Annotated in this window: 27 protein-coding genes; 3 read left to right on the top strand and 24 right to left on the bottom strand. The window is 29.0% G+C overall.

All coding sequences use genetic code 11. The features are described from left to right. Positions 1-191: 191 nt before the first annotated feature. From Q0V09_RS00560 to bioD, 3 genes are read left to right on the top strand one after another with little or no spacing between them, the layout of a single operon-like run. Positions 192-1,016 carry a mechanosensitive ion channel domain-containing protein gene (locus tag Q0V09_RS00560; RefSeq protein ID WP_297404448.1) on the top strand — a complete coding sequence of 275 codons (825 nt, stop codon included), beginning with the start codon at positions 192-194 and terminating at the stop codon, positions 1,014-1,016. Between the two features lie 27 nt (positions 1,017-1,043). Next, positions 1,044-2,024, top strand: coding sequence for a biotin synthase BioB (gene bioB, locus Q0V09_RS00555; RefSeq protein ID WP_297404449.1), 981 nt, complete (start codon positions 1,044-1,046; stop codon positions 2,022-2,024). Then, positions 2,014-2,685 carry a dethiobiotin synthase gene (gene bioD / locus Q0V09_RS00550; RefSeq protein ID WP_297404452.1) on the top strand — a complete coding sequence of 224 codons (672 nt, stop codon included), beginning with the start codon at positions 2,014-2,016 and terminating at the stop codon, positions 2,683-2,685. The genes bioB and bioD overlap by 11 nt, the downstream gene beginning before the upstream one ends. Before the next feature lie 36 nt (positions 2,686-2,721). Here bioD and Q0V09_RS00545 read toward each other — a convergent pair whose 3' ends face one another. From Q0V09_RS00545 to Q0V09_RS00430, 24 genes are all read right to left on the bottom strand, one after another. After that, positions 2,722-4,140, bottom strand: a complete 1,419-nt coding sequence (locus Q0V09_RS00545; RefSeq protein WP_297404453.1) for an aspartate ammonia-lyase — start codon at positions 4,138-4,140, stop codon at positions 2,722-2,724. A gap of 147 nt (positions 4,141-4,287) precedes the next feature. Next, positions 4,288-4,998: a GntR family transcriptional regulator gene (locus tag Q0V09_RS00540; RefSeq protein WP_297404455.1), complete on the bottom strand. Its 711-nt coding sequence runs from the start codon at positions 4,996-4,998 to the stop codon at positions 4,288-4,290. 104 nt (positions 4,999-5,102) lie between these two features. Further along, the gene (cdd, locus tag Q0V09_RS00535) at positions 5,103-5,501 is read right to left on the bottom strand and encodes a cytidine deaminase (protein WP_297404457.1); all 399 of its coding nucleotides are present in this window, start codon (positions 5,499-5,501) and stop codon (positions 5,103-5,105) included. 8 nt (positions 5,502-5,509) lie between these two features. Continuing rightward, positions 5,510-6,208: a purine-nucleoside phosphorylase gene (gene deoD / locus Q0V09_RS00530; protein ID WP_297486707.1), complete on the bottom strand. Its 699-nt coding sequence runs from the start codon at positions 6,206-6,208 to the stop codon at positions 5,510-5,512. 23 nt (positions 6,209-6,231) lie between these two features. Then, positions 6,232-7,413 carry a phosphopentomutase gene (locus tag Q0V09_RS00525; protein ID WP_297404461.1) on the bottom strand — a complete coding sequence of 394 codons (1,182 nt, stop codon included), beginning with the start codon at positions 7,411-7,413 and terminating at the stop codon, positions 6,232-6,234. 61 nt (positions 7,414-7,474) lie between these two features. Continuing rightward, positions 7,475-8,440: a BMP family ABC transporter substrate-binding protein gene (locus Q0V09_RS00520; protein ID WP_297404462.1), complete on the bottom strand. Its 966-nt coding sequence runs from the start codon at positions 8,438-8,440 to the stop codon at positions 7,475-7,477. 75 nt (positions 8,441-8,515) lie between these two features. Then, the gene (locus tag Q0V09_RS00515; RefSeq protein ID WP_297404464.1) at positions 8,516-8,803 is read right to left on the bottom strand and encodes a metal-sensitive transcriptional regulator; all 288 of its coding nucleotides are present in this window, start codon (positions 8,801-8,803) and stop codon (positions 8,516-8,518) included. A gap of 10 nt (positions 8,804-8,813) precedes the next feature. After that, positions 8,814-11,297 carry a heavy metal translocating P-type ATPase gene (locus tag Q0V09_RS00510; protein ID WP_297404466.1) on the bottom strand — a complete coding sequence of 828 codons (2,484 nt, stop codon included), beginning with the start codon at positions 11,295-11,297 and terminating at the stop codon, positions 8,814-8,816. A gap of 78 nt (positions 11,298-11,375) precedes the next feature. Next, positions 11,376-12,437 carry a DNA integrity scanning diadenylate cyclase DisA gene (gene disA, locus Q0V09_RS00505; RefSeq protein ID WP_297404468.1) on the bottom strand — a complete coding sequence of 354 codons (1,062 nt, stop codon included), beginning with the start codon at positions 12,435-12,437 and terminating at the stop codon, positions 11,376-11,378. Further along, positions 12,430-13,809, bottom strand: coding sequence for a DNA repair protein RadA (gene radA / locus Q0V09_RS00500; RefSeq protein ID WP_297404469.1), 1,380 nt, complete (start codon positions 13,807-13,809; stop codon positions 12,430-12,432). Before radA ends, disA begins: the two co-directional genes overlap by 8 nt. Further along, on the bottom strand, positions 13,809-14,297 hold the full coding sequence (gene coaD, locus Q0V09_RS00495; protein WP_297404470.1) for a pantetheine-phosphate adenylyltransferase: 489 nt from the start codon (positions 14,295-14,297) through the stop codon (positions 13,809-13,811). The genes radA and coaD overlap by 1 nt, the downstream gene beginning before the upstream one ends. A gap of 8 nt (positions 14,298-14,305) precedes the next feature. Continuing rightward, positions 14,306-15,772 (bottom strand): Rne/Rng family ribonuclease, encoded by a 1,467-nt coding sequence (locus Q0V09_RS00490; RefSeq protein ID WP_297404472.1) that lies wholly within the window; start codon positions 15,770-15,772, stop codon positions 14,306-14,308. Continuing rightward, complete coding sequence (locus Q0V09_RS00485; RefSeq protein WP_297404473.1) at positions 15,747-16,793, bottom strand: elongator complex protein 3; 1,047 nt, start codon at positions 16,791-16,793, stop codon at positions 15,747-15,749. The genes Q0V09_RS00490 and Q0V09_RS00485 overlap by 26 nt, the downstream gene beginning before the upstream one ends. Continuing rightward, a complete protein-coding gene (rnc, locus tag Q0V09_RS00480; protein WP_297404474.1) occupies positions 16,780-17,490 on the bottom strand; it encodes a ribonuclease III in 711 nt (236 codons plus the stop codon). The genes Q0V09_RS00485 and rnc overlap by 14 nt, the downstream gene beginning before the upstream one ends. 15 nt (positions 17,491-17,505) lie before the next feature. Further along, on the bottom strand, positions 17,506-18,744 hold the full coding sequence (gene fabF, locus Q0V09_RS00475) for a beta-ketoacyl-ACP synthase II (RefSeq protein ID WP_297404476.1): 1,239 nt from the start codon (positions 18,742-18,744) through the stop codon (positions 17,506-17,508). 72 nt (positions 18,745-18,816) lie between these two features. Continuing rightward, positions 18,817-19,044 carry an acyl carrier protein gene (gene acpP / locus Q0V09_RS00470; protein WP_297404477.1) on the bottom strand — a complete coding sequence of 76 codons (228 nt, stop codon included), beginning with the start codon at positions 19,042-19,044 and terminating at the stop codon, positions 18,817-18,819. A gap of 82 nt (positions 19,045-19,126) precedes the next feature. Next, the gene (gene fabD / locus Q0V09_RS00465) at positions 19,127-20,032 is read right to left on the bottom strand and encodes an ACP S-malonyltransferase (protein ID WP_297404479.1); all 906 of its coding nucleotides are present in this window, start codon (positions 20,030-20,032) and stop codon (positions 19,127-19,129) included. Between the two features lie 75 nt (positions 20,033-20,107). Beyond that, positions 20,108-21,100 (bottom strand): beta-ketoacyl-ACP synthase III, encoded by a 993-nt coding sequence (locus Q0V09_RS00460; protein ID WP_297404481.1) that lies wholly within the window; start codon positions 21,098-21,100, stop codon positions 20,108-20,110. 10 nt (positions 21,101-21,110) lie between these two features. Further along, positions 21,111-22,106, bottom strand: a complete 996-nt coding sequence (gene plsX / locus Q0V09_RS00455; RefSeq protein WP_297404482.1) for a phosphate acyltransferase PlsX — start codon at positions 22,104-22,106, stop codon at positions 21,111-21,113. 105 nt (positions 22,107-22,211) lie between these two features. Then, positions 22,212-22,397, bottom strand: coding sequence for a 50S ribosomal protein L32 (gene rpmF, locus Q0V09_RS00450; protein WP_297404484.1), 186 nt, complete (start codon positions 22,395-22,397; stop codon positions 22,212-22,214). A gap of 36 nt (positions 22,398-22,433) precedes the next feature. After that, entirely contained in the window at positions 22,434-22,916 is a 483-nt protein-coding gene (locus Q0V09_RS00445) for a DUF177 domain-containing protein (RefSeq protein WP_297404485.1), read from the bottom strand. Between the two features lie 92 nt (positions 22,917-23,008). Further along, complete coding sequence (ychF, locus tag Q0V09_RS00440) at positions 23,009-24,103, bottom strand: redox-regulated ATPase YchF (protein ID WP_297404487.1); 1,095 nt, start codon at positions 24,101-24,103, stop codon at positions 23,009-23,011. Positions 24,104-24,179: 76 nt separating this feature from the next. Further along, positions 24,180-24,962, bottom strand: a complete 783-nt coding sequence (locus Q0V09_RS00435; RefSeq protein WP_297404488.1) for an ABC transporter permease — start codon at positions 24,960-24,962, stop codon at positions 24,180-24,182. Continuing rightward, the gene (locus tag Q0V09_RS00430) at positions 24,956-25,561 is read right to left on the bottom strand and encodes an ATP-binding cassette domain-containing protein (RefSeq protein ID WP_297404490.1); all 606 of its coding nucleotides are present in this window, start codon (positions 25,559-25,561) and stop codon (positions 24,956-24,958) included. The genes Q0V09_RS00435 and Q0V09_RS00430 overlap by 7 nt, the downstream gene beginning before the upstream one ends. Positions 25,562-25,564: the final 3 nt, after the last annotated feature.

Below are 25,564 nucleotides of genomic sequence, written 5' to 3'. Positions count from 1 at the left end.
CCTCGTCTTATATAAAACGTCAAGCGTTATCTAACTAATTAACAAATTAGTATAAAGCTGTGGTTATAGCCTAAATAAAATAGTCTAGTTGAACTAGCCATAGGAGGTCATAATAATCCACAGCACTTTAGTAAAAAATAACAAATAAATTGATGAAGATTAATATATCTTCATTATACGAGGAGGTTATTATGGATTCAACTATTCATAGTATTATTCAAGAACTTTTAAAAGCCTTTATGACTTTTGCACCAACAATTTTTAAAAAATTAATTTTTCTAGCTATTCTTTGGATATCTTTTAATCCTGTTAGAAGAATATGTATTAAAGGATTTAATAAGTTTTTAACTTTAAAAAAAATTGATGATTTATTAGTTCAATTTTTAGATTCTTTAATGAATATTGCAATAATAATTTTTTATATTTTAAATGTAGTTCAAGTTATTGGAGTTGAGATGACATCTCTTCTCGCTCTTCTTGGTTCGATTGGTATCGGTATTGGACTTGCTTTAAAGGGAAGTCTATCTGATCTTGCTGGTGGAATTCAAATTTTAATATCTCAATATTTTATAAAAGGTGATTACATTATTACTTGTGGTGTTGAGGGTGTTGTTCAAAGAATTACTTTTTTATATACAGTTCTTTTTACTGTTGATAATAAACAAGTAATTATTCCTAATGGAAAACTTTCTGCTGAAGTTATTGTTAATGCTGGTGCAAATTCAGAAAGAAGAGTTGATCTTGTTTTTTCTGTTTCTTATGATACTTCAATTGATAAAGTAAAAGAAATATTAACTGAAATAGCTATGAATCATAAAGCTGTACTTCATGATAGAGATATTTTTGTTAGATTAAGCAAGCAAAATTCAAGTTCACTAGATTTTACAGTTAGAGTTTGGAGTAAAAAAGAGGATTATTGGGATATCTTCTTTGATTTTCAAGAAATTGTTAAAAAGAGATTTGATGAAGAAGGAATTGAAATTCCATATAACAAATTGGATGTTTATCAAAAATAATTTTAGTATAGGAGAATGATGTAAATTTTGAAAAATTTTATAACACAAATTAAAAATAATATTATAAATGGAATAGAAATATCTTATGCTGACGCAAAAAAACTAATAGAAATAACAAAAGAAGAAGATATTTTATTCTTATCTGATTGTGCAAATCAAATAAGAAAACACTTTTGCGGTGATACTTTTAACCTTTGTACAATAATGAATGCTAAATCTGGAAAATGTCCAGAAGATTGCAGATACTGCGCTCAATCTGCACATTTTAAAACAGCTTCACCTGTTTATCCTTTAACTGAGAAAGAAGAAGCTTTAAACCTTGCTATAGCTGTAGAAAAAGAAGGTGCTAATCGTTTTTCCCTAGTCACTAGTGGAAGAGGTCTTTTTTCTACTAAAGATTCTCAAGAATTATCTGATATTTATAAATATATTGATAAAAACTCTAACATACATCTTTGTGCTTCCCATGGTTTATTAAATAAAATTTCAGCTAAAATTTTAAAAGACTCTGGTGTTAAAACTTATCACCATAATTTAGAAACTTCTAGAAATTTTTATGATAAAATATGCACAACTCACACTTTCCAAGATAGAGTTGATACCGTTAAATATGCTCAAGAATCTGGAATGGAAGTTTGTAGCGGTGGAATCTTCGGTTTAGGAGAATCTTCTATTGATAGATTAGATATGGCTTTTGAATTAAAATCTTTAAATATTAAATCTATTCCACTAAATTTCTTAATGCCAATAAAAGGAACTCCTATGGAGAATTATACTCCTTTAGCTCCTTTAGAAATTATAAAAACAATTGCTGTTTATCGTTTTATAAATTATGATTCTTTCTTAAGATATGCTGGTGGAAGATTACAACTTGGAAAATATGAAATTCAAGGTATTAGAGGGGGAATTAATTCAGCTCTTACAGGAAATTTCTTAACAACTACTGGTAGTACGATATCGTCTGATATTGAAATGGTCAATAAGGAGGGTTTTCATCTTGATAAATAAAAAATCTAAAGGTTTCTTTGTTATAGGAACTGATACTGATATTGGAAAAACTTATGTGTCTTCTCTTTTATTCAAATCATTACTTCCTGGAAATATAGGTTATTATAAACCTTTACAAACTGGATGCTATAAAGAAAATAATAAATTTGTTCCTTTAGATCCTAAGTTTTTATGTGATTTTAATAAAATAGATTTAAAAGATGAAATGACTAGCTTTTTATTTGAAAATCCTATATCTCCTCATCTTGCCTCTGAAATAGAAAATATTCCAATTTCAAAGGATGTTATTATTAATCAATTTTTTAATTTAAAAAACATATATGATATTACCATTGTTGAAGCAGCTGGTGGATTATATGTTCCAATTATAAGAAACGAATATTATATGTTTAACCTAATAAAGGATCTTGATATTCCTGTTATTCTAGTTTGTTCTTCAAAAGTTGGTGCTATTAACCACACTATGCTAACTATTGAATTTTTAAAAGAAAAAAATATTCCTATTCAAGGAATTATCTTTAATAATTATACTAATGAATTTTACGAAAAAGATAATATTCGTGTTGTTCTTGAAGCTAGTAAAATAGAAAATTATCTTATCATTAAGAATAATCAAGATATTATTGAAACAAATAATATTAATAAATTCTTAAATATATAAAAAAGGGGTTGATCATTTTTGATCAACCTCATTTTTTTATCTATTTTTCATTAATTGTTTTCCTGGAATTCCTGGCTTTGTCATTTCAAAAGGATTTAAAATAATATCTAACTCCTCTTTAGTTAACAATTTTCTTTCTAAAACTAATTCTACAACAGGAACTCCTGTTCTTATTGAAGTTTTAGCTATATCTGATGCATTTTTATATCCTATATGTGGATTTAAAGCAGTTATTGTCCCAACACTAATATCCACTAAATGCTGACATCTTTCTTTATTTGCTGTTATTCCAACTAAACAATTTTCAATTAAAGTATTTACTCCATTTTTTAAAATTTCAATTGATTGGAATAAGTTAAAGAATAAAACTGGTTCAAATACATTTAATTCTAACTGTCCAGCCTCTGCAGCTTTTGTTATTGTATGATCATTTCCAAATATTTGAAAACATACTTGATTCATTACTTCTGGAATAACAGGGTTTACTTTTCCTGGCATTATTGATGATCCTGGTTGCTGTTGTGGTAAATTAATCTCATATAATCCTGTTTTTGGACCAGAAGCCATTAATCTTAAATCATTTGCCATTTTAGACAGGTTTACTGCTGTAACTTTTAATGCTGACGATAACCATACAAAACTATCTAAGTTTCTAGTACCATCCACTAAATCCTCAGCTTGAACAAACTCTACTCCAGATACTTCTGACAATATTCTAACTACATCTTCAACGTATTTTGTATCTGCATTTATTCCTGTTCCAACTGCTGTTGCTCCCATATTTACAGTTTTCAAATCATCTAAAGCTAATCTTATTCTCTTAATATCTCTTGATATTGGTTGAGCATAAGCTTTAAATTCTTGACCTAATCTAATAGGTACTGCATCTTGTAAATGAGTTCTTCCCATTTTTATAACGCCATCGAATTCTATACTTTTCTCTATTAAAACTGCGTTTAATTTTTCTAAAGTTTTTAAAAAACTTTCTGACATTATTTGTAGTGCTAATTTTCCTGCTGTAGGAATCACGTCATTTGTTGATTGTCCATAATTTACATGATCATTTGGATGAACTTTATCATACTTCCCTAATTCTCCACCTAATAATTCTCCAGCTCTATTTGCTATAACTTCATTTATATTCATATTCATAGATGTTCCTGCTCCACCTTGAATTACATCTGTTATAAATTCATTTAAAAATTTACCAGAAATAATTTCTTCAGAAGCAGTTACCATAGCTTTCACTACATCTTCTTCTAATACTCCCGCTTCTAAATTAGCTATTGCTGATGCTTTTTTTACATAGGCTAAAGCTTTTATAAAATCAGTATTTACAGTGTATCCTGTTATATGAAAATTGTTTTTTCCTCTTAGTGTTTGTACTCCATAATATGCTTCTGATGGAACCTGTAAACTTCCTATTGAATCACTTTCAATTCTAAATTTTTCCATTTCTCTATCCCCCTAAAAATAATAATATACTTTTTGAAAATAAATTTTCACTTTTTATTTTTTTAAAAACAAACAAATCGTTCTTTTATAGTTCACTTTATCTTTTATGTTCATAAGTATACTTTATTTTTTTTTAAAGTTCAAGTTTTATTTTAACATTATAAAAAAATCTTCTTTTTGTATTTCTTCAATCTTTTCAAAATACTCTGGATTCTCATCTTCTAGTTCTTTTAGTTTTAATAAAGTTCTTCCTAAATGGTGCTCTAGCATTGCTCTTAACTTATCTATCTCTTTATTCTCAAGGGCTAAAAGTATTTCTTCATGTTCTTCTACAACAGACACATCACTAACTTTATTTTTAGCATTTAAAACTCTTACTCTTTGATACTGCCCAGTTCCATTCATGGCTAATTCCCACAATCCTGAGATCTCAGCTTTATTAAATATCATTTGATGAAAATCATTATCCAATTTATGAAACTCTAAATAGTTTCTATTTCCATCACAATATACTCTTTGCATTTTTATATTTGTTCTTAAATCTTCAATAAACTCTTCATCAACTCTTTCTACAGCTCTTTCAAAAGCAGCTGTTTCAAGAGCAACTCTTAAAACTTTAGCTTCTAATACTTTTTGAGCACTTATTTTAGTTACAAAAGTTCCTTTTTGTGGAATACTCTCTATAAGTTTATCATGTTTTAATAAAATTAAAGCTTCTCTAATTGGAGTTCTACTCATTCCTAGTTTTTCACCAATTAATTTTTCACTTAACTCACTTCCTGGTTTTAAATTCAATTCAAATATATTTCTTTTTAAAACTTTATATGCATATGCTGAGTTGCTATTTTCTCTTGCCATTATTCATCCTCCATGTATCAGTATATTACTATAATAAAATATACTAGTTTATTTGTCAACTAATGTAAAAAAAAGGACTTAGTTTAAACTAAATCCTACTTTTTTTAAAGTTCAAATCCATATGGTAATAACTCTTCCATAGTCATAACTTTATAATCTTTATTTAAATTTGCAAGTACAATTGTTATATCATCTGTAGCAAACTCTTTTATAACCTGTCTACAAGCTCCACATGGACTTACTGGACCTGTTGTATCTGCTACAACAACTATCCCTTCAATTTTTTTTACTCCCTGACTTAATGCTGAAAATATTGCACTTCTCTCTGCACAATTCGACAACCCATATGATGCATTTTCTATATTAGCACCTCTTACAACATTTCCATTATCTCCTATTACAACTGCTCCTACTTTAAACATAGAATATGGTGTATATGCATTTTCTCTTACTTCAATTGCCATATCTATATATTTTAAAATCTCTTCTCTTGTTAATTTCATATCCTCTCCTATATACTCTCTAATGCTATTTCTATCATTTCTTTTAATGTTGTTTGTCTCTCTTGAGATGTTGTTTCTTCACCTGTTACTAAAGAGTCTGAAATTGTTAAAATAGTTAATGCTTTTACATTATATTTCGCTGCTATTGTATATAAAGCTGCTGTTTCCATCTCTACACACAGAACTCCAAAATCAGCCCATTTTTTATAACTTTCAAAATTATCACCATAAAACTCATCAGAAGTTAATACAGTTCCACCTTTTACTTTTATGCCTTTATTTTTTGCTACTTCTGCTGCTTTCATAAATAAATCAAAATTTGCTGTTGGTGCATAATCTGCTCCTGAAAATCTAAGTCTATTTACTCCTGATGTTGTTGAAGCTGACATTGCAAGTATTACATCTCTCACTTTTATATCTTCTCTATAAGAACCTGCAGTTCCAACTCTTATTAAATTTTTAACATCATATTCTCTTATTAATTCATTTACATATATTGAAATTGATGGAACTCCCATTCCTGTTCCTTGAACTGATATTTTTTTTCCTTTATAAGTTCCTGTATAACCATACATTCCTCTCACTTCATTATAACAAACTACATCTTCTAAAAATGTTTCTGCTATCCATTTTGCTCTCAATGGATCTCCTGGTAATAATACTGTTTCTGCTATTTCACCTTTTTTTGCACCAATATGTACGCTCATTTAAGCCTCCTAAGTATTTATTTTTATTTTTTTAGCTCTTCTATAAAACTTCCAGATATATTAGTTTTTCCTAACAATAAATCTTCAATTGTAGCTGCCATTGTTGAGAATCCAACTTTTGTCCCTAAATTTACATTTTCTTTTAAATTTTTACCATATACTAATACTGGAACATATTCCCTTGTGTGATCACTACCTTTATATGTTGGATCACATCCATGATCTGCTGTTAAAATTAAAACTTCATTTTCTTTTAAATTTTCCATAATCTCAGGCAAATAAGAATCGAACTCCTCCAAAGCATTTTTATATCCCTTAGGATCTCTTCTATGTCCATACATCATATCAAAATCAACTAAATTTGTAAAAATAATTCCTTTTGAATCTTTTTTTACTTCTTCTATAGTTTTTAAAATTCCATCTAAATTATCTTTATTTGTTCCTCTTGACTCAGTTATTCCAACACCTGCAAAAATATCACTTGTTTTTCCTACAGCAATAACATCTAATCCACTATTTTTTATTCTATCTAACATTGTTTCTTTTGGCGGTTTTACAGAGTAGTCATGTCTATTTGATGTTCTTTTAAATTCTCCTTTTTTTCTTCCTAAATATGGTCTTGCAATAACTCTAGCAACTGGCGCCATTTCTGAACAAATTTCTAGAGCTTTCTCACAAGCCAAATATAACTCTTTCAAAGAAACTTCTTCTTCATTAGCTGCTATTTGAAAAACAGGATCTGCTGAAGTATAAACTATCCAAGCTCCAGATTCTAATTGTTCCTCTCCATACACATCTAAAACTTCTGTTCCTGAATATGGAAGGTTACACAATACTTTTCTACCTGTTTCTTTTTCAAATCTTTCTATTACTTCTTTAGGAAATCCATTAGGATATGTTGGAAAAGCTTTTTCTTGAACAACACCGGCTATTTCCCAATGTCCTGTTGTTGTATCTTTTCCCTTTGATTTTTCTTCAGCTTTTCCATAAGCTCCAATTGCATTTTCCTCTTTATCTACACCTAATATATCAGTAATATTTCCAAGTCCCATCTTTTCCATATTTGGTAAATTTAATCCCCCTGTTGTAAGGGCTATATTTCCTATTGTATTTGTTCCTGCATCTCCAAACTCTTTAGCATCTGGTAAGGCTCCAACTCCAACACTATCTAATACAATTAATGTTACTCTTTCTATTTTTTCCATATTTTCTCCTTTTTAGACAATAAAAGGCTGATCAATATTAAGATCAGCCCCCATGCTTGTTTTATTTATCTTTTACTACAATTTCACCTGAAATAATTTTGTTTTTTATCTCTTGGATTTTTGCAATTTTTTCTTTTCCAATTATATCTTTTGTATATTCAAAGTTTGTTGTTCCAACTCCATTCTCTTTAATTCCATAAACAGCTACTCCTGGTTTGAAATTTCCATCTACTACAGATTTTATAGTATCATATACTGCTACATCTATATTTTTAAGCATTGAAGTTAAAACAGTTCCTGGAGCAACACCATCTTGATCAGAATCAACTCCTATAGCATATACACCTTTTTCTTTCGCTGCTGCTATTACACCCATTCCAGTTCCACCAGCTGCATGATAAAGAACATCTGCGCCTTGATTTATTTCAGAAATAGCATTTTCTTTTCCTCTAACTGGGTCATTAAATGGATTTGGTCCAGTTGTATATACAGAATAGAATTTAACTTTTGGATTAACATATTCTGCACCTTGCTCAAATCCTACTTCAAACTTTTTAATTAGTGGATTTTCCATTCCCCCAACAAATCCAACAGCATTGTTTTTAGTCATCATTCCTGCTACTGCTCCTACTAAAAACGATCCCTCTTCCTCTTTAAACTTTATAGACTTTACATTTGGTAAATCTACAACATCATCAATCATTACAAATTTTGTATCTGGATAATCCTTTGCAACAACTTGTGCTGATTGTGTCATTTGGAATCCTGTTGCAATAATTAAATCATAACCTGCTTCTGCGTACTCTCTTAAAAACTCTTCATCCTCTGCTGGTGAAGCTGGTTCAACATATTTAAATTTAATTCCTAAATCTTTATGTGCCTCTTCTAAACCTCTGTAAGCTGAATCATTAAATGATTTATCTCCTAATCCACCTGTTGACAAAACAATACCTACTTTTAATGGTTTTGCTGCAAATAATCCTATTGCTAACATTATTGACATTAGAAAAGTTAAAATCTTTCTCATTATATCCTCCTAAATACATTATATTAGCTAAATAATACCATAATTTGTATTTTTATTAAAGGTATTTTTGTACTTTTATTTCATCATTTTCCCTAAAGTATATATCAATTCATCGATTACTCTGTTCTCATCATTGTTTTTTATTCCTGATACAACACACTTCCTTAAATGATTCTCTAGTATTACCTTTGAAACTCCATCAAGGGCTGCTTTTGCTGAAGAAATTTGATTTAAAATATCATCACAATACTCCTCTTCTTCAATCATTCTTTTTATTCCTCTTATTTGTCCCTCTATTCTATTCATTCTCACAATTAAATTTTTTTTATCTGCACACATTTCATATTTTTGTTTCTCTTCCATATCTCCTCCTCTATTTGAACCATTTAAGTCTCAATGCATTTGTCACAACAGATACCGAACTCATAGCCATAGCTCCTCCTGCAATCATAGGATTCAAAAGATGTCCTGTTATTGGATACAATATTCCTGCTGCAATAGGTATTCCTAATCCATTGTAAATAAATGCCCAAAATAGATTTTCTTTTATATTTTTCATAGTAGCTCTACTAAGTTCAATTGCTTTAGGAACATCTTTTACATCTTTACTCATAAGAACAATATCTGCACTTTCTAAAGCTATATCAGCTCCCCCTCCAACAGCTATCCCTATATCTGCTTGTGTTAAAGCTGGTGAATCATTAATTCCATCTCCTACCATTGCTACTTTTTTTCCTTGTTCTTGTAACATTTTTACATTTCGATATTTATCTTTTGGACTTACCTCTGCTATAATTTTTTCTATTCCAACCTCTTTTGCTATAGCTTTTGCAGTTCTTTCATTATCACCTGTTAACATTATTACATCTATTCCTATTTTTTTCAACTCTTCTACAGTTTCTTTTGATGTTTCTTTTACTTTATCTGCTATAGCTATTAAACCTAAATACCCTTTTTTAGTAGCTAAATAAATAACTGTTTTTCCTTCATCAAAAAGTTTTATGCTTTCATCTAGATGATTACTAATATCAATATTGTATTCATCCATTATTTTTTTATTTCCTACAATAACTTCAACATCTCCAACTGGTGTATTTTCAAGCACTCCTACTATTCCCTTTCCTGTTTTAGAAGTGAAATCTCTCACAGTATACAAATCAAGTTTTCTTATATTTGCCTCTCTTAAAACTGCTTCTCCTAAAGGATGTTCTGAATTTTGTTCTAAACTAGCAACTACTTTTATAATAATATCTTCTTGTAATTTTACACTTTTTATATTTGTTACTGTTGGTTTTCCTGCTGTTATTGTCCCTGTTTTATCAAAAATTACAGTATCCACTTTATATGCTTTTTCCAAAGCTTCACCAGATTTTATAAGAATTCCTAGTTCTGCTCCTCTTCCAGTTCCAACCATTATTGCTGTTGGTGTTGCAAGTCCTAAAGAACAAGGACAGGCAATTACTAAAACAGAAATTAATATTTTTAATGCAAATACACTTGGTTCTGAATCTAATGAATATATTCCAAATTTTCCAACTAAATACCACAATACACTTGCTAAAATAGCAATTCCTATTACCACAGGTACAAAATATCCTGATATTACATCAGCTAAATGAGCTATTGGTGCTTTTGTTCCTTGTGCATCCTCCACTAATTTTATTATTTTAGAAATTGTTGTATTCTCTCCAGTTTCTGTAACTTTTACTTTTAAACTACCTGTTCCATTAATTGTAGCACCATAAACCTTTGATCCAATTATTTTTTTAATTGGAATACTTTCTCCTGTTAACATAGATTCATCAATATTTGATATTCCATCAACTACTTCACCATCTGTTGGTACAGACTCTCCAGGTTTTATTAGTAAAACATCACCTTTTTCAATTTCCTCTATATCCACAGTTACTATTTTAGTTCCTCTATACAAATTAGCTCTTTTACTTTGTAAATTCATTAATTTCTTTATAGCTTCAGAGGTTTTCCCTTTACTCACCTTTTCTAAATATTTTCCCAATGAAATTAAAGCTATTATTACAACACCTGATTCATAGTACAAATTATGAACAAACTCTAAATGTCCTTGGAAAATTTCAAAAGTACTATATAAACTATAGGCAAAAGCTGCTCCAGTTCCTAAAGCGATTAAAGAATCCATACTAGGAGATTTCATTTTTAATTTTTGAAATCCCACAGTATAAAATCTTCTTCCAACATAAATTACTGGAATTGATAAAATAAGTTGAACAATTGCAAAAGTTTTAGGATTTGTATCATAATGCATGAATGTTGGAATTGGTAATCCCATCATACTTCCCATTGAAATATAAAATATTATCACTCCGAAAACTATTGCTGTTAAAAATTCATTAAACTCTCTTTTTAATTCTATTTTTTTTCTTTCTTCTCTTTCGTCAATTACAGCTTCTGTTATTCTTTCACCTTTAAATCCAGAAGGTTCAATACTTAAAAAAATCTCTGATAATTTTATTTTACTAGAATCGTATTCAACTTTTCCCTTTTCTGTTGCTAAATTAACACTTATATTTTCTACACCATCTAGATTTCCTATTATTTTTTCAACATTTGCAACACAACTTTGACAATGTAATCCTGATATAGAAAACAATACTTCTTTAAGATTGCTCTTCATATCTTCAACTTTATATCCAAGTATTTCCAATTTTTCTTTAAACTCTTTTTCACTTATTTTATTTTCATCAAATTTTACAGTTAACTCTTCTGTTGCTAAATTTACTTTTGACTCTTCTATTCCCTCTGTTCCACTTAATACCTTTTCTATTAAAGCAACACAACTTTGACACGTTACATTTCCAATTTTAAATTTCTTTTCCATATCCGCCTCCTATATAGGGTATGCCCCTATAGTGTATACTAACATTTTAATACAAAAAAATCTACCCTTAAGAGTAGATTATTTTTCTAATTCAACGGTTACTTTTAATCTTTTTAATCCTGTTTGAATTGCTTTTATTTTAAATTTACTTATTCCTTTTATCTCTAAAAGCTCTTCTATTGAAGCTTCCTGTATTTTTGATAGATTTCCGTAAGTTTGAACTATTTTTTCTATATCTCTCTTAGTTAATTTTGTTATCTTATCTAAAATTCTATACCCCTTTGGAGTTACTCTATTCCCTAAAGCTGAATAAGTCTTAGGATAATCTAAAACAGAAGATATTTTTTCCAATTCTTTCAAATCATCATCTGTTAATTTAGACAATCTATCTGTTATTTCGTCTATATCAAATTGAGAATTTGTATCATTCCAATAATCTCTTAAGAAATCTTCTTTTTCACTTTCAATATCTTGAACTAAGTCATTTAAATGAAGTTTTACAAGTCTTCCATCAGCACCAAGTTCTACCATATAATTATTCATCTCTTGAAATATTCTAGTTACTTTTTCAAACCTTTGAAGTACTACAGTTACCTCATATAAAGTAACAAGATCATCTAGTTCTAAAATAGTTAAATTTCCAAGAGCTTTATCTAAAACGAATCTATAACGTTCTAAAGTATTTAATCCTTGAGATGCTTCAGCCATAAGTTCTGTTGAACTTCTTAATCTATGTTTCATCTCACCTTTATAAATTGTAATTACTCTTTTTCTCTCAGATATAGCTATCACTAGTTTATCTGCTTGCTTTGCCACCCTTTGAGCAGTTCTATGTCTTGTCCCACTCTCTGTTGTTGAAAATCTCATATTTGGTTGAAGATGAACATTGGCTGAATGTATTGTACTTATACTTTCATCTACTATTATTGCCCCATCCATTTTTGATAATTCAAATATTTTTTCAGGAGTATATTCACAATTTATTTCAAATCCTCCATCCATTATCTTTTCAACTTCACTGTCTCTACCAATTACAATTAATGCACCCATTTCACCATCTAATATATTATGTATTCCTTCTCTCAATTTTGTCCCAGGAGCCACAAGAGAAAGGATTTCTAAAAATTCTGGACTATTCATCTTTACTTATCCTTTCTAAAAATTCTTCTAAATTTTTTAAATATATTATTTTCATTTTATAACTATTTTTTTCTATCTCTTTTCTATTAGCTTCTGGAACATAAACTCCTTTAAATCCTAGTTTTTCAAGTTCTCTTAGCCTTTTTTCTATAAAAAATACTTTTCTAATCTCTCCTCTTAAACCAAGTTCTCCAACAGCAGCTATTTTTTGACTTATAGCCACATTTTTATAAAGAGAAACTAAAGATATTAGTGCACCTAAGTCTGCTGCTGGATCTTTTATAGATAATCCACCTGGAATATTTATAAAAAAATCTTTCATCCCTAAGCTTAATTTCATTCTTTTTTCTGCTATAGCTATTAGAATTTGAATTCTATTTCTATCAAATCCTTGAACTATTCTTTTTGGTATTCCCATTACACAATCTGTTAATAAGGTTTGTATTTCAAGTAAAAAAACTTTAGTTCCTTCTAATACAGGAACAACCATACTCCCTATATTTTTCTCTTCTCTTTCACTTAAAAAAAATTCAGATGAATTTTTTACTTCTTGTATTCCATTATCTTCCATACTAAATACTGCTAATTCATTAGTTGAACCAAATCTATTTTTTTCACTTCTTAATATTCTATAAAAAAGCCCCTCTTCACCTTCAAATTGAAAGACAGCATCGACCATATGTTCTAACATTTTAGGTCCTGCAACCTTTCCATCCTTTGTAATATGTCCTACTATAAAAAATGACACTTCATTTTTTTTAGCAAGTTCTACTATTTTTAAGGTACACTCTCTTATTTGCGTAGGTGTTCCAGGAATAGAATCTATAGCTGAATTATACAATGTTTGTATTGAATCTACAATAACAATCTTAGGTTTCTTAGTTAAAACATATTCATAGATACTTTGAATATCTGTTTCAGACATTAAATATATATTATCTGAAGTTATTCCTAGTCTTTCACCTCTTGATTTTATCTGTGCTGGAGATTCCTCTCCAGATACATATAGTACTTCTCCATATATTGAATACTCTTTTGCTGTTTGTAATAATAATGTAGATTTTCCAATTCCAGGATTTCCTGTTAAAAGTACTACTTCTCCTTTTACAAGTCCCCCTCCTAATAATCTATCAAATTCAGATATAGTTGTTTTATATCTAAAGTTTTTTTCTATTTGAATATTCGAAAAAGAAACTACCTTACTTTTTGAATTAGAATTTAAATTATTACTATTTATTTTAGTAGACAATAACGGCACTTCTATTTCCTCTTCAAAAGTTCCCCATTCTCCACAACTATCACATTTTCCTTGCCATTTAATAGTTTTATAACCACATTCACTACAAATATAAAAACTTTTAGTTTTTGCCACTACTTCTGCTCCTTTGACCTAACTCTAATTTTTTCCACTATCCTATCATCTAAATAATTGTCAAGTTTCCCATCATATGAAGCTACCTCTCTTACAAGAGATGAACTTATATATAAATATTTCTTAGATGATGGTATAAAAACAGTTTCTACTTCTCCTGAAGATATTTCGAAATTTCCATATGCGAGAGTTAGTTCATATTCATAATCAGCTACAGCTCTTAAACCTCTTATAATATATTTACAATCTATTTTTGCCATGTAATCAACTAATAATCCATCATACTCTATGATCTCAATATTTGGAATATCTTGCAATACACTCTGAACCATTTCTTTTCTTTCTGCCTGTGAAAACCAAGTTTTTTTATTTTTATTAACTAAAACTGCAACAACTAATTTTTCACACATTTTGCTTGCTCTTTTTATAATTTCTTGATGTCCCTTTGTTATTGGATCAAAAGTTCCTGAGTATAATGCTATTTTCATATAACTACCTATCTTTCCATTAATATTTCATAATCTTTTATTAACTCTTTGCCATTATCTAATATTTCAATTGTTTTCCCGTAATTTCCCAAAAGACTTTTTATAAAGTCTAAATATATTTCCTCTATTTTTTCTTTAACACTTTTTTTAGTTATTATTTTAATATGGCTTATATCTTTTTCTTCTATTACTTCTTTCAATTCCTTAATTATACTTTCTACAATTGCACGTCTTCCTTTTATTTTCCCTGTTCCTTTACAATGTGGACATTCATCTTGAAAATAATAACTTAATGGTTTTCCTGTTCTTTTTCTTGTCATTTCAATTAAACCCAAATCTGTAAAATGAATAATATTATTTTTAACTCTATCCTTACTTAATCCATTTTCTAAAGCTTTAATTACTTTTTCTTTATCTTCTTCAATTTTCATATCTATAAAATCTATTATTATTATTCCACTTAAGTTTCTTATACGTAATTGTCTTGCTATTTCCTCCGCAGCTTCTACATTAGTTTTAACAACAGTCTCTTCTAAATTCAAACTACCTATATTTTTTCCGGTATTTACATCAATACTAACAAGAGCTTCTGTCTTTTGAATAACTATTGATCCTCCACACTCTAACCAAACTGTTTCTTCTAAAGATTTTTCTATTTCTTTTTGAATTCCATATTCATCAAAAATCTCTTTTTTATCTTTATATAGCTTTATTTTAGTTCTTAACTTCCCTTCACTAAAAGCTCTAATATAATCTATAATTTCCCAATAAACTTCTTCATTATCTACAACTATTTCATCAATATCATTATTTATAATGTCTCTTAGCACTTTACTAATAATTCCATTATCTTTATAAATAACCTCTCCAATTTTAGCTTTTTTTATTTTCAGCTCTACTTCTTCCCATCTTTTAGTTAAATACTCTAACTCTTTTTCAAAGTGATAAATACTTTTCCCTTCAGCAGCAGTTCTTATTATAACTCCCATCCCTTCAGGAACAATATCTTTAAATATTTTTTCAAGTCTTTCTCTTTCTATTTCATCTTTTATCTTCTTTGAAATAGCTATATGACTATTATTTGGCATAAGAACTAAAAATTTTCCAGGAATAGTATAATGTGTTGAAACTCTCGCACCTTTATTTCCTCGAGGATCACTCAGTACTTGAACAACAACATCATCTCCTACTCTTAACAAATCCTCTATTGGTTTTTCACTTTTTTCAATTCCTGTTAAATATTTCTCTTCAAACTCTCTTAAATCCTTAACATATAAAAACCCATTTTTTTCAAGTCCTATATTTACAAAGGCTGACTCCATTCCAGGTAATACATTAGCTACTTTTCCCTTATATATATTCCCATTTAATGTTCCTTCACCTTCTCTTTCAATGTGAATTTCCATTACTTTTTTATTTTCTAATATTACTGCTCTAGTTTTAAATTTATTAGCATTTATTATTATTTGGTTCATCTATCTCTCCCCTAAGAACCTCTTTTCTTGTATAAATTTTTCCATTAATAACAATTGTCTCTTGATTTAAATTTTTATTTATTTTTAAATTAAACCTTTTTCCTAATCTATCTTTATTTATTTTTTTCATTCCTATAATTTTAGAAACATTTTTCTCATTAACTTCTATTTCTAAATTAGAATTACTAAATCTATCACTAGTTAAAAAATCAAAATATATTTCTCCTTCAACTAACTCTCTAAAAGCTGGATGATAAGGTCCACCTAACACATTTTCACTATCATTTAATTCCTCTGTAGGTTGTAGCCCAACTCTAACAACATTTATATTATTGTATTCAAGCAATGAATATATCTTTTTACAGCTATTTACAGCCTCTTCTATTGTTAATGGTCTATAAGTACCCTCTTTAAACATTTCAGCCATTTCAGTTTCTTTTATAATTAGTGTCGGATAAATTCTAGCTATATCCGGTTCTATTTCAACAACCTTTTTGGCACTATTATAATCACTTTTGCAAGTTGAACCAGGAAGGCCTAGCATTAATTGTATTCCCAGTTGTATTCCAGCATCTTTTATCATTTTAGATGCTTCATATACTTTTTCTACAGGATAGAACCTATGACTTTGCTTTAATACATTTTCATCTAAAGATTGCACTCCTAATTCCACTGTTGTTACATTAAACTCTACCAGTAAATCTATAATTTTTTTATCAATATAATCTGGTCTTGTTGATAATCTTATTCCATCAATTAAATTTAATTTAATATATTTGTTCACAACTTCCAAGTATTTTTTTTGTAAATCAAAAGAAATTCCTGTAAAAGTTCCACCAAAAAAAGCCACTTCTTTCTTGGATTTTTTTGGAAGAGTTTTTAAGTATGTTTCGATTATGTTTTCAACATCCTCAAGACTTACATCTGTTTCTCTGCCATTTATTTTTTTTTGATTACAAAATACACAGTCATTTGGACATCCAAAATGACTTATAAATATTGGAATATTATAGTGTTTCATAAAGCTTTACTCCTAATCTTTTACAAATATCTTTCGCTGCTGCTTGTTCTGCACTTTTTTTATTTTTTCCTTTCCCAATTCCCAATAATTCATCTTTTATTTTAACAGATACTTCAAATATCTTTAGATGATCTGGACCATCTTCATTTACAACTTCATAAATTGGAATAATCTTATATTCTTTTTGACTATACTCTTGTAAAATTGTTTTAAAATCCAAAATTTCTTCATTTTCATTAATATGTTCTATTGAATATCTTAAATGTACCATTGCAATCTCTTTTACTGCTATAAAATCTGAATCTAAATAAACTGCACCTAAAATAGCTTCAAAAACATCTCCTAATATAGAGTTACGCCCTCTTCCACCAGTTAATTCCTCTCCTTTACTTAACATTAAATATTCTCCGAACTCTAACGCTCTTGATATTTTTGCAAGTACTGGTTCACTTACTACCATAGCCTTTAGCTTTGCAAGGTCTCCCTCTAAAGCATTTGGATAACTTTTATACAAATGTTCTGTAACAATTAAGTCTAGAACTGCGTCACCTAACAGTTCTAGTCTTTCATTATTTATTTTTTTATATTTTGTATGTTCGTTTCCAAAAGATCTATGGATAAGTGCATTTTTTAATAGGTCCTTATTTTTAAAAGTATATCCTATTTTTTTTTCTAATTCTAGAAATGATCTTCTCACTTATCTCTCTCCCTTTTATTTGTATTTTCTCATGGCTATTACAGCGTTATGACCACCGAATCCCAATGAACTTGACATTGCTACTTCAACATCTCTTTTTACCATTTTGTTTGGTGTATAATTTAAATCCAATGTTGGATCTTGCTTATCTAAATTAATTGTTGGCGGAATAACTCCTTCTGATAATACTAAAGATATTATTACCCCTTCAATTCCTCCAGCAGCTCCAAGACCATGTCCTGTTGCTCCTTTTGTAGATGAAATATTCATTGTATAAGCTGATTCACCAAAGGCATCTTTTATTGCAGCTGTTTCATTTTTATCATTTGCAGGTGTTGACGTTCCATGAGCATTGATATATCCAACTTCTTCAGGTTTTATATTCCCCTCTTCCATTGCCATTTTAAAAGCTCTTGTTGCACCTTCTCCACCTTCTGATGGTGATGTTATATGATAAGCATCACAAGTTTCACCGTAACCAACTACTTCAGCATAAATTTTAGCTCCTCTAGCTTTTGCTTGCTCTAATTCCTCTAAAATTAATATACCTGCTCCTTCACCCATTACAAATCCATCTCTATCTTCTGAAAATGGTCTTGATGCTTTTAATGGCTCATCATTTCTTGTTGATAAAGCTTTCATATTAGCAAATGAGTTAATTGCAAATTTAGTAATACATCCCTCTGTTCCTCCAGCTATCATTGCATCTGTTCTCCCAGATTTTATCATTTCATAGGCATCTCCTATTGAATGGGTTCCAGCAGCACAAGCTGTTACAACAGCTTTATTTGGTCCTTTTGCACCAAAATAAATCCCTACATTTCCCGAAGCCATATTATTAATCATAGCCGGAATTGTAAATGGTGATATTCTTCTAACACCTTTTTCTAACATATTTTTATGTTGATCTTCAAAAATTTCAATTCCACCAATACCAGATGATACAATAGTTCCAACTTTTGTGCAATTATTTTCATCAATAACTAATCCAGAATCCTCTAAAGCCATCTTTGTTGCTGCTATTGCAAATTGAGTATTTCTAGCTAATTTTTTTATCTCTTTCTTCTCTATTCCAAATTCAGTAGGATCGAAATCTGTTACCTCTCCAGCTATTTTAATAGCACTATCAGTTGTATCAAAAGATGTAATCTCTTTTATTCCACACTCTCCTGATTTTATAGCTTCCCAAGATTTTTCTACTCCCGTTCCTAACGACGTTATAAGTCCTAAACCTGTTACAACTACTCTTCTCATAAATTTCACCTCTTTTAATTTTTTCCAAAAAATACAACTAAAGGGGTACTTACATACCCCTTTAAATTCATCTTACTTATTTGTTGACTCAATGTAGTTTACTACATCTTGTACAGTTTTGATTTTTTCAGCATCTGTATCAGGGATTTCTACATCAAATTCCTCTTCAAAAGCCATTATTAATTCTACTGTATCTAATGAATCTGCTCCTAAATCCTCTACGAAATTTGCTTCTAAAGTAACTTGATCTGCATCTACTCCTAATTGCTCTACTACTATTTCTCTTATTTTATCTAACATTTATTTTCCTCCTTAAATTTTGGGTATTTTATATAAATATATTATCAAATTTAATATATTTTTTCAAGTTTTATCGCTTTACTTAATTTAAATCTTCAAGCTTTTCTATATTTATTACTTCAATTTCTTTATCAATCTTTTTTATTAATCCATTTAATACTTTTCCAGGACCAATTTCATAGATTTTTGTTACACCTAAATTCTTAAGATTTCTAATTGTTTCAACCCACTTTACTGGTCCAAAACTTTGATTATATAGTTCATCTTTTAATAAATCTACTGTTTTTATTTCAGTTGCTGTTGTGTTTCCTATTAGTGGTATTTCAGAATCTTTAAAATTAAAATTATTTAATTCCTCTTTTAAAATATCTCCTGCCGGTTTCATTAATGATGAATGGAAAGGTCCTGAAACCGCAAGTTCCATAGCTCTTCTAGCTCCATTTTCTTTTAACAGTACACAAGCATTTGTTATCGCTTCTTTCTCTCCTGCTATAACAGTTTGTTTTGGTTCATTAAAATTAACTGCCTCTACAATTCCTGAAATAGTTTTTAAAAGTTCTACTATTTTATCTGACTCCATCCCTATAATTGCGGCCATAGATCCTGATACTTTTGCCGAAACTTCACTCATTGCTTTCCCTCTTAAAGAAGTTAACTTTACTGCATCTTCCATAGATAAGAATCCTGCTGAACCAATAGCTGCATATTCACCAACAGAGTGCCCTGCTACATAATCTGGAACAATTCCTTTAGCTCTTAATAACTTTTCTAAAACTAAGCTCATTGCAACAATAGCTGGTTGAGTATTTTTTGTATCCTTTAACTCCTCTTCTGTTCCTTCAAACATAACTGATTTTAAATCAATATCTAAACTTGAAAATATTTTATCAAATTCATTTTTAGCTAATTCATTATTTTCATAAAGTTCTTTTCCCATTCCAATATATTGAGTTCCTTGTCCTGGAAATACAAAAGCAATTTTATTCATAAACACTCCTTTTTCTAAAAAATAACACCTGTTTTTTAATATATCATATTACTTTTCTTCTGTCAATTTTTTTATTTAATAACACCATTTTATTATCATCGATGCATAAGTTAATCCTGCTCCAAATCCTGTTAAAGCAATCATATCTCCTTTTTTTACTAATCCCTTTTCAAGAGCCTCTCCAAGAGCTAATCCAATTGAAGCTGATGATGTATTTCCATATTTATTTAAATTTAAATAAAACTTATCCATAGAAATTCCTAATCTCTTTGATGCTGAATCAATTATTCTACTATTAGCTTGATGAGGGAATACCATGTTTATATCTTCAGCTTCTAAGCCTGCTCCATTTAAGGCCTCAATAGTAGCCTTTGGTAAAGCTTTAACTGCAAACTTAAATACATCTTGTCCTTTCATTTGTAAGAAATTTGATCTCTCTTCTAAAACTTCCTGGCTCAAAGGCTTTCTTGTTCCTCCTGCAGGTGTTCTTAAAGATCCTTTTGTATCTGCTTCCGCACCTAAGAATTGCGAGATTATACCATATCCTTCTTCTACTTCAGATACTACTGCTGCTGCTGCTCCATCACCGAATAAAACACAAGTATTTCTATCTTGCATATCTACACACTTAGATAAAACTTCTGCTCCTATTACTAATATATTTTTATTCATTCCTGATGAAATTAAACCTTTAGCCATAGTCAATGCATACACAAAACCACTACAAGCTGCATTTACATCTAAAGCTGCTGCATTTACTGCTCCTATTAACTCTTGAACTACACAAGCTGTACTCTGTATTGGATAGTCTGGTGTTGTTGTTGCAAGTAAAATCATATCTATATCTTCTACTGAAATTCCAGATTTTTTTATAGCTTTTTTTGCTGCTTCAGCTGCTAAATCAGATGTTGCTTGCTCTTCACTTGCAAATCTTCTTTCCTCTATTCCTGTTCTACTTCTTATCCATTCATCGGATGTTTCAATTATTTTTTCAAAATCAAAATTTGTCATTATTCTCTCAGGGACATATGTTCCTAATCCTATTATTCCAACATTTTTAAGTTTCATTTCTTCCTCCTTAGTCTTGCTGCATAACCTCTGTTAATCTTTCAATAAATTTATCTTCTGCAAATTTGTTAGCAACTTTAATAGCATTTTTTATCCCTTTAGAACTTGAGTTCCCATGGGCTTTTATTGATATTCCATTTATTCCCAAAAATAAAGCTCCTCCATATTCAGATGAATCCAACTTATTTTTCATTTTTTTAAATATAGGTTTTAGTAATAAAGCTCCAATCTTTCCTACAAAACTTTTATTAATTTCCTCTTTTAATAATGAAAATACAAATTTAGAAACTCCTTCAGCAGTTTTCAACACCATATTTCCTGTAAATCCATCCGTCACCACTACATCTACTTCTCCATCCATCATATCTCTACTTTCAACATTCCCAATAAAATTTATATTTTTATTTTCTTTAAGTAGATCATAAGACTGCCTTGTTATTTCATTTCCTTTTCCCTCTTCAGAACCTATATTTAATAAACCAACTTTAGGTTTTTCAATCGAAAACATCTCTTCATAATAAACACTACCCATTGTAGCAAATTGGTTTATAAAATCTGCTCTGCAATCAGAATTAGCACCAACATCCATAAGGACAATATCTCTTTTTTTCCCTGGAAATATTGTTGTTATTGCAGGTCTTAAAACACCTTTAATTCTTCTTAATTTTAACTGACTAGAACTAATTAGTGCTCCCGTATTTCCAGCTGAAACTGAAGCATCTGCTTCACCACTTTTAACTAATTCTAACATTCTATTCATTGAAGAATCTTTCTTTGCTTTTATAGCTATTATAGGATCATCATCCATTTCAACAACTTCTCTTGCATCAACTATTGATATTCTCTCTATGTTACAATTATATTTTTTTAATTCTATATCAATCTCTTCTTTTTTTCCAACTAAAATTATAGAAAGATTTTCCATTTCTTCAAGTGCCTGTATAGCCCCTTTTACTGTTTCTAAGGGTGCATAATCTCCACCCATGGCATCTACTGCAATTTTCATAACTCACCCCTAAAATATTTGTATTATTTATTATTATACCATATTTTAGAAAATAAAAAAAAGCAAGATTTAATTATCCCGCTTTTTTTTATAAGCTATTACTTATTACTCTGCTGCTTCTGTAGATAACACTTGCTTTCCGTTGTAATCTCCACATGCAAGACAAATTCTGTGTGGTCTTCTTGGAGCTCCACACTTATCACAAGTTGCTAATGTAGAACCTTTTAATGCATCATGAGATCTTCTCATATTTTTTTTAGCTTTTGAAGTTTTCTTCTTAGGTACTGCCATTTTAGTTTCCCTCCTAATACATACATATTTTAAAAATTAAATTTTTATCTCTAATAATTGTTGCCATCTAGGATCTATATCTTCTTTTGAATATTTTTCAACCTCTGAGGCGTCCTTACATTCTGGAAGACATGACTCATATTCTGACAAATCAAGTATTACATATTCTCTTACCAGCTCCGATATATTTATTTCATTGGCTACTGCTTCTTCAAAATGAAGCTCTCCAAACTCTTCTTCTGGTTTTAAGCTATCAATGAATTTAGCATAATCTTTCGGATTTAAAAATCTTCCAGAAAACTCTCCTTGAATAATAGGCGTTATTTCTGCTAAACATCTAACACATTCTAACTTAAGTACTGTTCTATAAGAACCTTCAACTACATAATGTCCGTCCTCTTCATAAGCTCTACCTTTAATAACTATTCCTTCAGGTAAATCAAAAGAGTCCATAGTTTCTTCAACATAATCAAATGCAACTTCTGATCCATTAATAATTTGACTTATTTTTAATATCAAAGTTATCCTCCTTATAATTACAATACCACAATATTTTACTAGTTTTTTTAAAGCTTGTCAAGTAATTTTTCTTAACAACTTTTTTAATAATTTTATACGTTAAATAAAAACTCCATTAAATCTCCATCTTTAACAATATACTCTTTTCCTTCAAGTCTTAATGCTCCCGCTTCTTGTGCGCCTTTCCATCCTGAATATTTAATAAAATCTTCAAAACCTACTACTTTGGCTCTAATAAATCCTCTCTCAAAATCAGTATGAATTTCTCCAGCTGCTTTAGGTGCTGTATCTCCGATTTTTATAGTCCATGCTCTTACTTCTTTTACTCCTGCTGTGAAATAAGTTTGTAATCCAAGTAATTTAAATCCTGCTCTTATTAATCTATTTAATCCTGGCTCTTCTACTCCTAAAGATTCTAAAAATTCAGCTTTATCTTCTTCTTCCATCTCTTGAAGCTCTGACTCTACTTTTGCAGATACAATTACTACTTCTGAACCTAAATCTTCAGCATACTTTCTTACCATTTCAACATATTCATTTCCAGTTGCTAAATCATCTTCAGAAACATTAGCAGCAAACATCATCGGTTTTAAAGTAAGTAGTTGATAACCTCTTATTACTTCTTGTTCCTCTGGTGTTAATACTAAAGTTTTTAATAGATTATATTCATCTAAATGGGCTTTACATTTTTCTAAAACTGGCATCATAGCCATAGCTTCTTTATTCTTAGCTTTAAATAATTTTGACTGTTTTTCAATTGCTTTTTCTACAGTTTCCATATCCGCTAAAACTAGTTCTCCATTAATTATTTCAATATCTCTTATTGGATCAACACTTCCGCTTACATGAATTACATTTTCATCTTCAAAACATCTCACAACTTGACATAATGCTGCTGTTGTTCTTATATTTGATAAAAATTTATTTCCTAATCCTTCACCTTTTGCAGCACCTTCAACTAAACCTGCAATATCAACAAATTCAACTGTTGCATGTTGAACTCTTTGAGGATTTATTATTTTTGATAATTCATTTAATCTTGAATCTGGAACTGTTACCATTCCTACATTTGGTTCTATAGTACAAAATGGGTAGTTAGCTGCTTCTGCTGCTCCTGCTTTTGTTATAGCATTAAATAATGTTGACTTTCCTACATTTGGAAGTCCTACTATTCCTATTCCTATCATTAGAGATTCCTCCTAGAATTTTATTTTACTTTAAATTTTATCATATATAAAAATATTTGTAAATAAATTCTATTTCTTATTCTTTAAAGTACTCTTCTTTTAACATGTCATAGCCATCAAAATATAATTTTATACTTAAAAAAAGTAAAATTATTACGTTATAAAATTCACTCATTAAGATTAATAACATCACTCCTATTTGATATTTTATTGCTGTTGTAGGTGAAGCTCCACCTAAAATTTGACCTGTCATCATTCCAGGCAAACTTACAAGTCCCATTGTCGCCACAGATGATATTATTGGTTTTATACTAAGAAGTATACTTTGTCTTACATTTCCAAGCAGAGCCTCATATTTATTAGCTCCTAAAGATATGAGATATTCATATTCACTTTCATTTTCTTTAAAATAATTAAAAAAATTATTTAAAGAAATAATTGATGTTTTTAACATATTTCCCAATAACATTCCAGAGATAGGAACAAAGTATCTTGCATTCCTAAGATTTTCATTTAATATCTCTTTTATAAATATTGTCAAAACAATACTAATTATAAATGCCATTGATAAAAAAATATAAATAGATCCTCTTTTTTTTAAATTAATATTTTTTCCACATGTTATTGCCGTTATTGAAATCATAAAAATTAAATATAAAATATTAATAACAATGTTGTTATAATTGAAAATATACTTTAAATAAATTCCAACAGCTATTAACTGTATAAACATCCTTATAATACTAACAATTAAATCTTTTATTAAATATATCTTGAATTTTTTCAAGAAATATATAATAGGCATAAATCCTATTAATATACTTACTAATTTTAGATAGCTTACTTCTACTATCACCATTTCACCTCTTTAAATTTTGACAAATCCCAATTCTCATCATGAGATACTAAAATTATAGTTTTATCACTATTTAAAATATACTCTTCTACTTTTTTCTTCATATTAAAATCTAAAGAAGCTGTAATCTCATCTAAAAGCCAAATTTCTCTATTTAAATATAAAGAAATAATAAATCCTATTCTCTGTCTCTCTCCACCTGATATTTGTTTAGTATCTCTTTCTAAAATCTCTTTATCTAAATTAAACTCTTGTAATTTTTTTTCTAATTCTTTTACTTCTATCCCTCTATTTACAGAATAATTAAAAATCATTTTTAAAATATCCTTTACTTTTCCTTGAGGTAACTCTACTCTTTGACTTACATAAGATATATTACTTCTAATCTCTTTTATATTTTTTTCATTTAAATTCAAATTGCAAATTTTTATTTCTCCACTATAATTTAAAATAAATCCTTGCAATACTCTTAAAAAACTTGTTTTACCAGATCCAGAAGATGAATTAAGTATTATTTTTTCTCCTTTTTTTATTGTTAAATTCAAGTTATCAATTACTTTTTTATTATCAAAACTTATAGATAAATTCTCTATTTTTATCATATT

It is taken from the genome of uncultured Cetobacterium sp., from assembly GCF_947039425.1.
In the GTDB taxonomy this organism is placed as follows: domain Bacteria; phylum Fusobacteriota; class Fusobacteriia; order Fusobacteriales; family Fusobacteriaceae; genus Cetobacterium_A.
The sequence above is the reverse complement of the archived record's forward strand: the minus strand, read 5'-3'. Positions and strand labels throughout refer to the sequence as shown.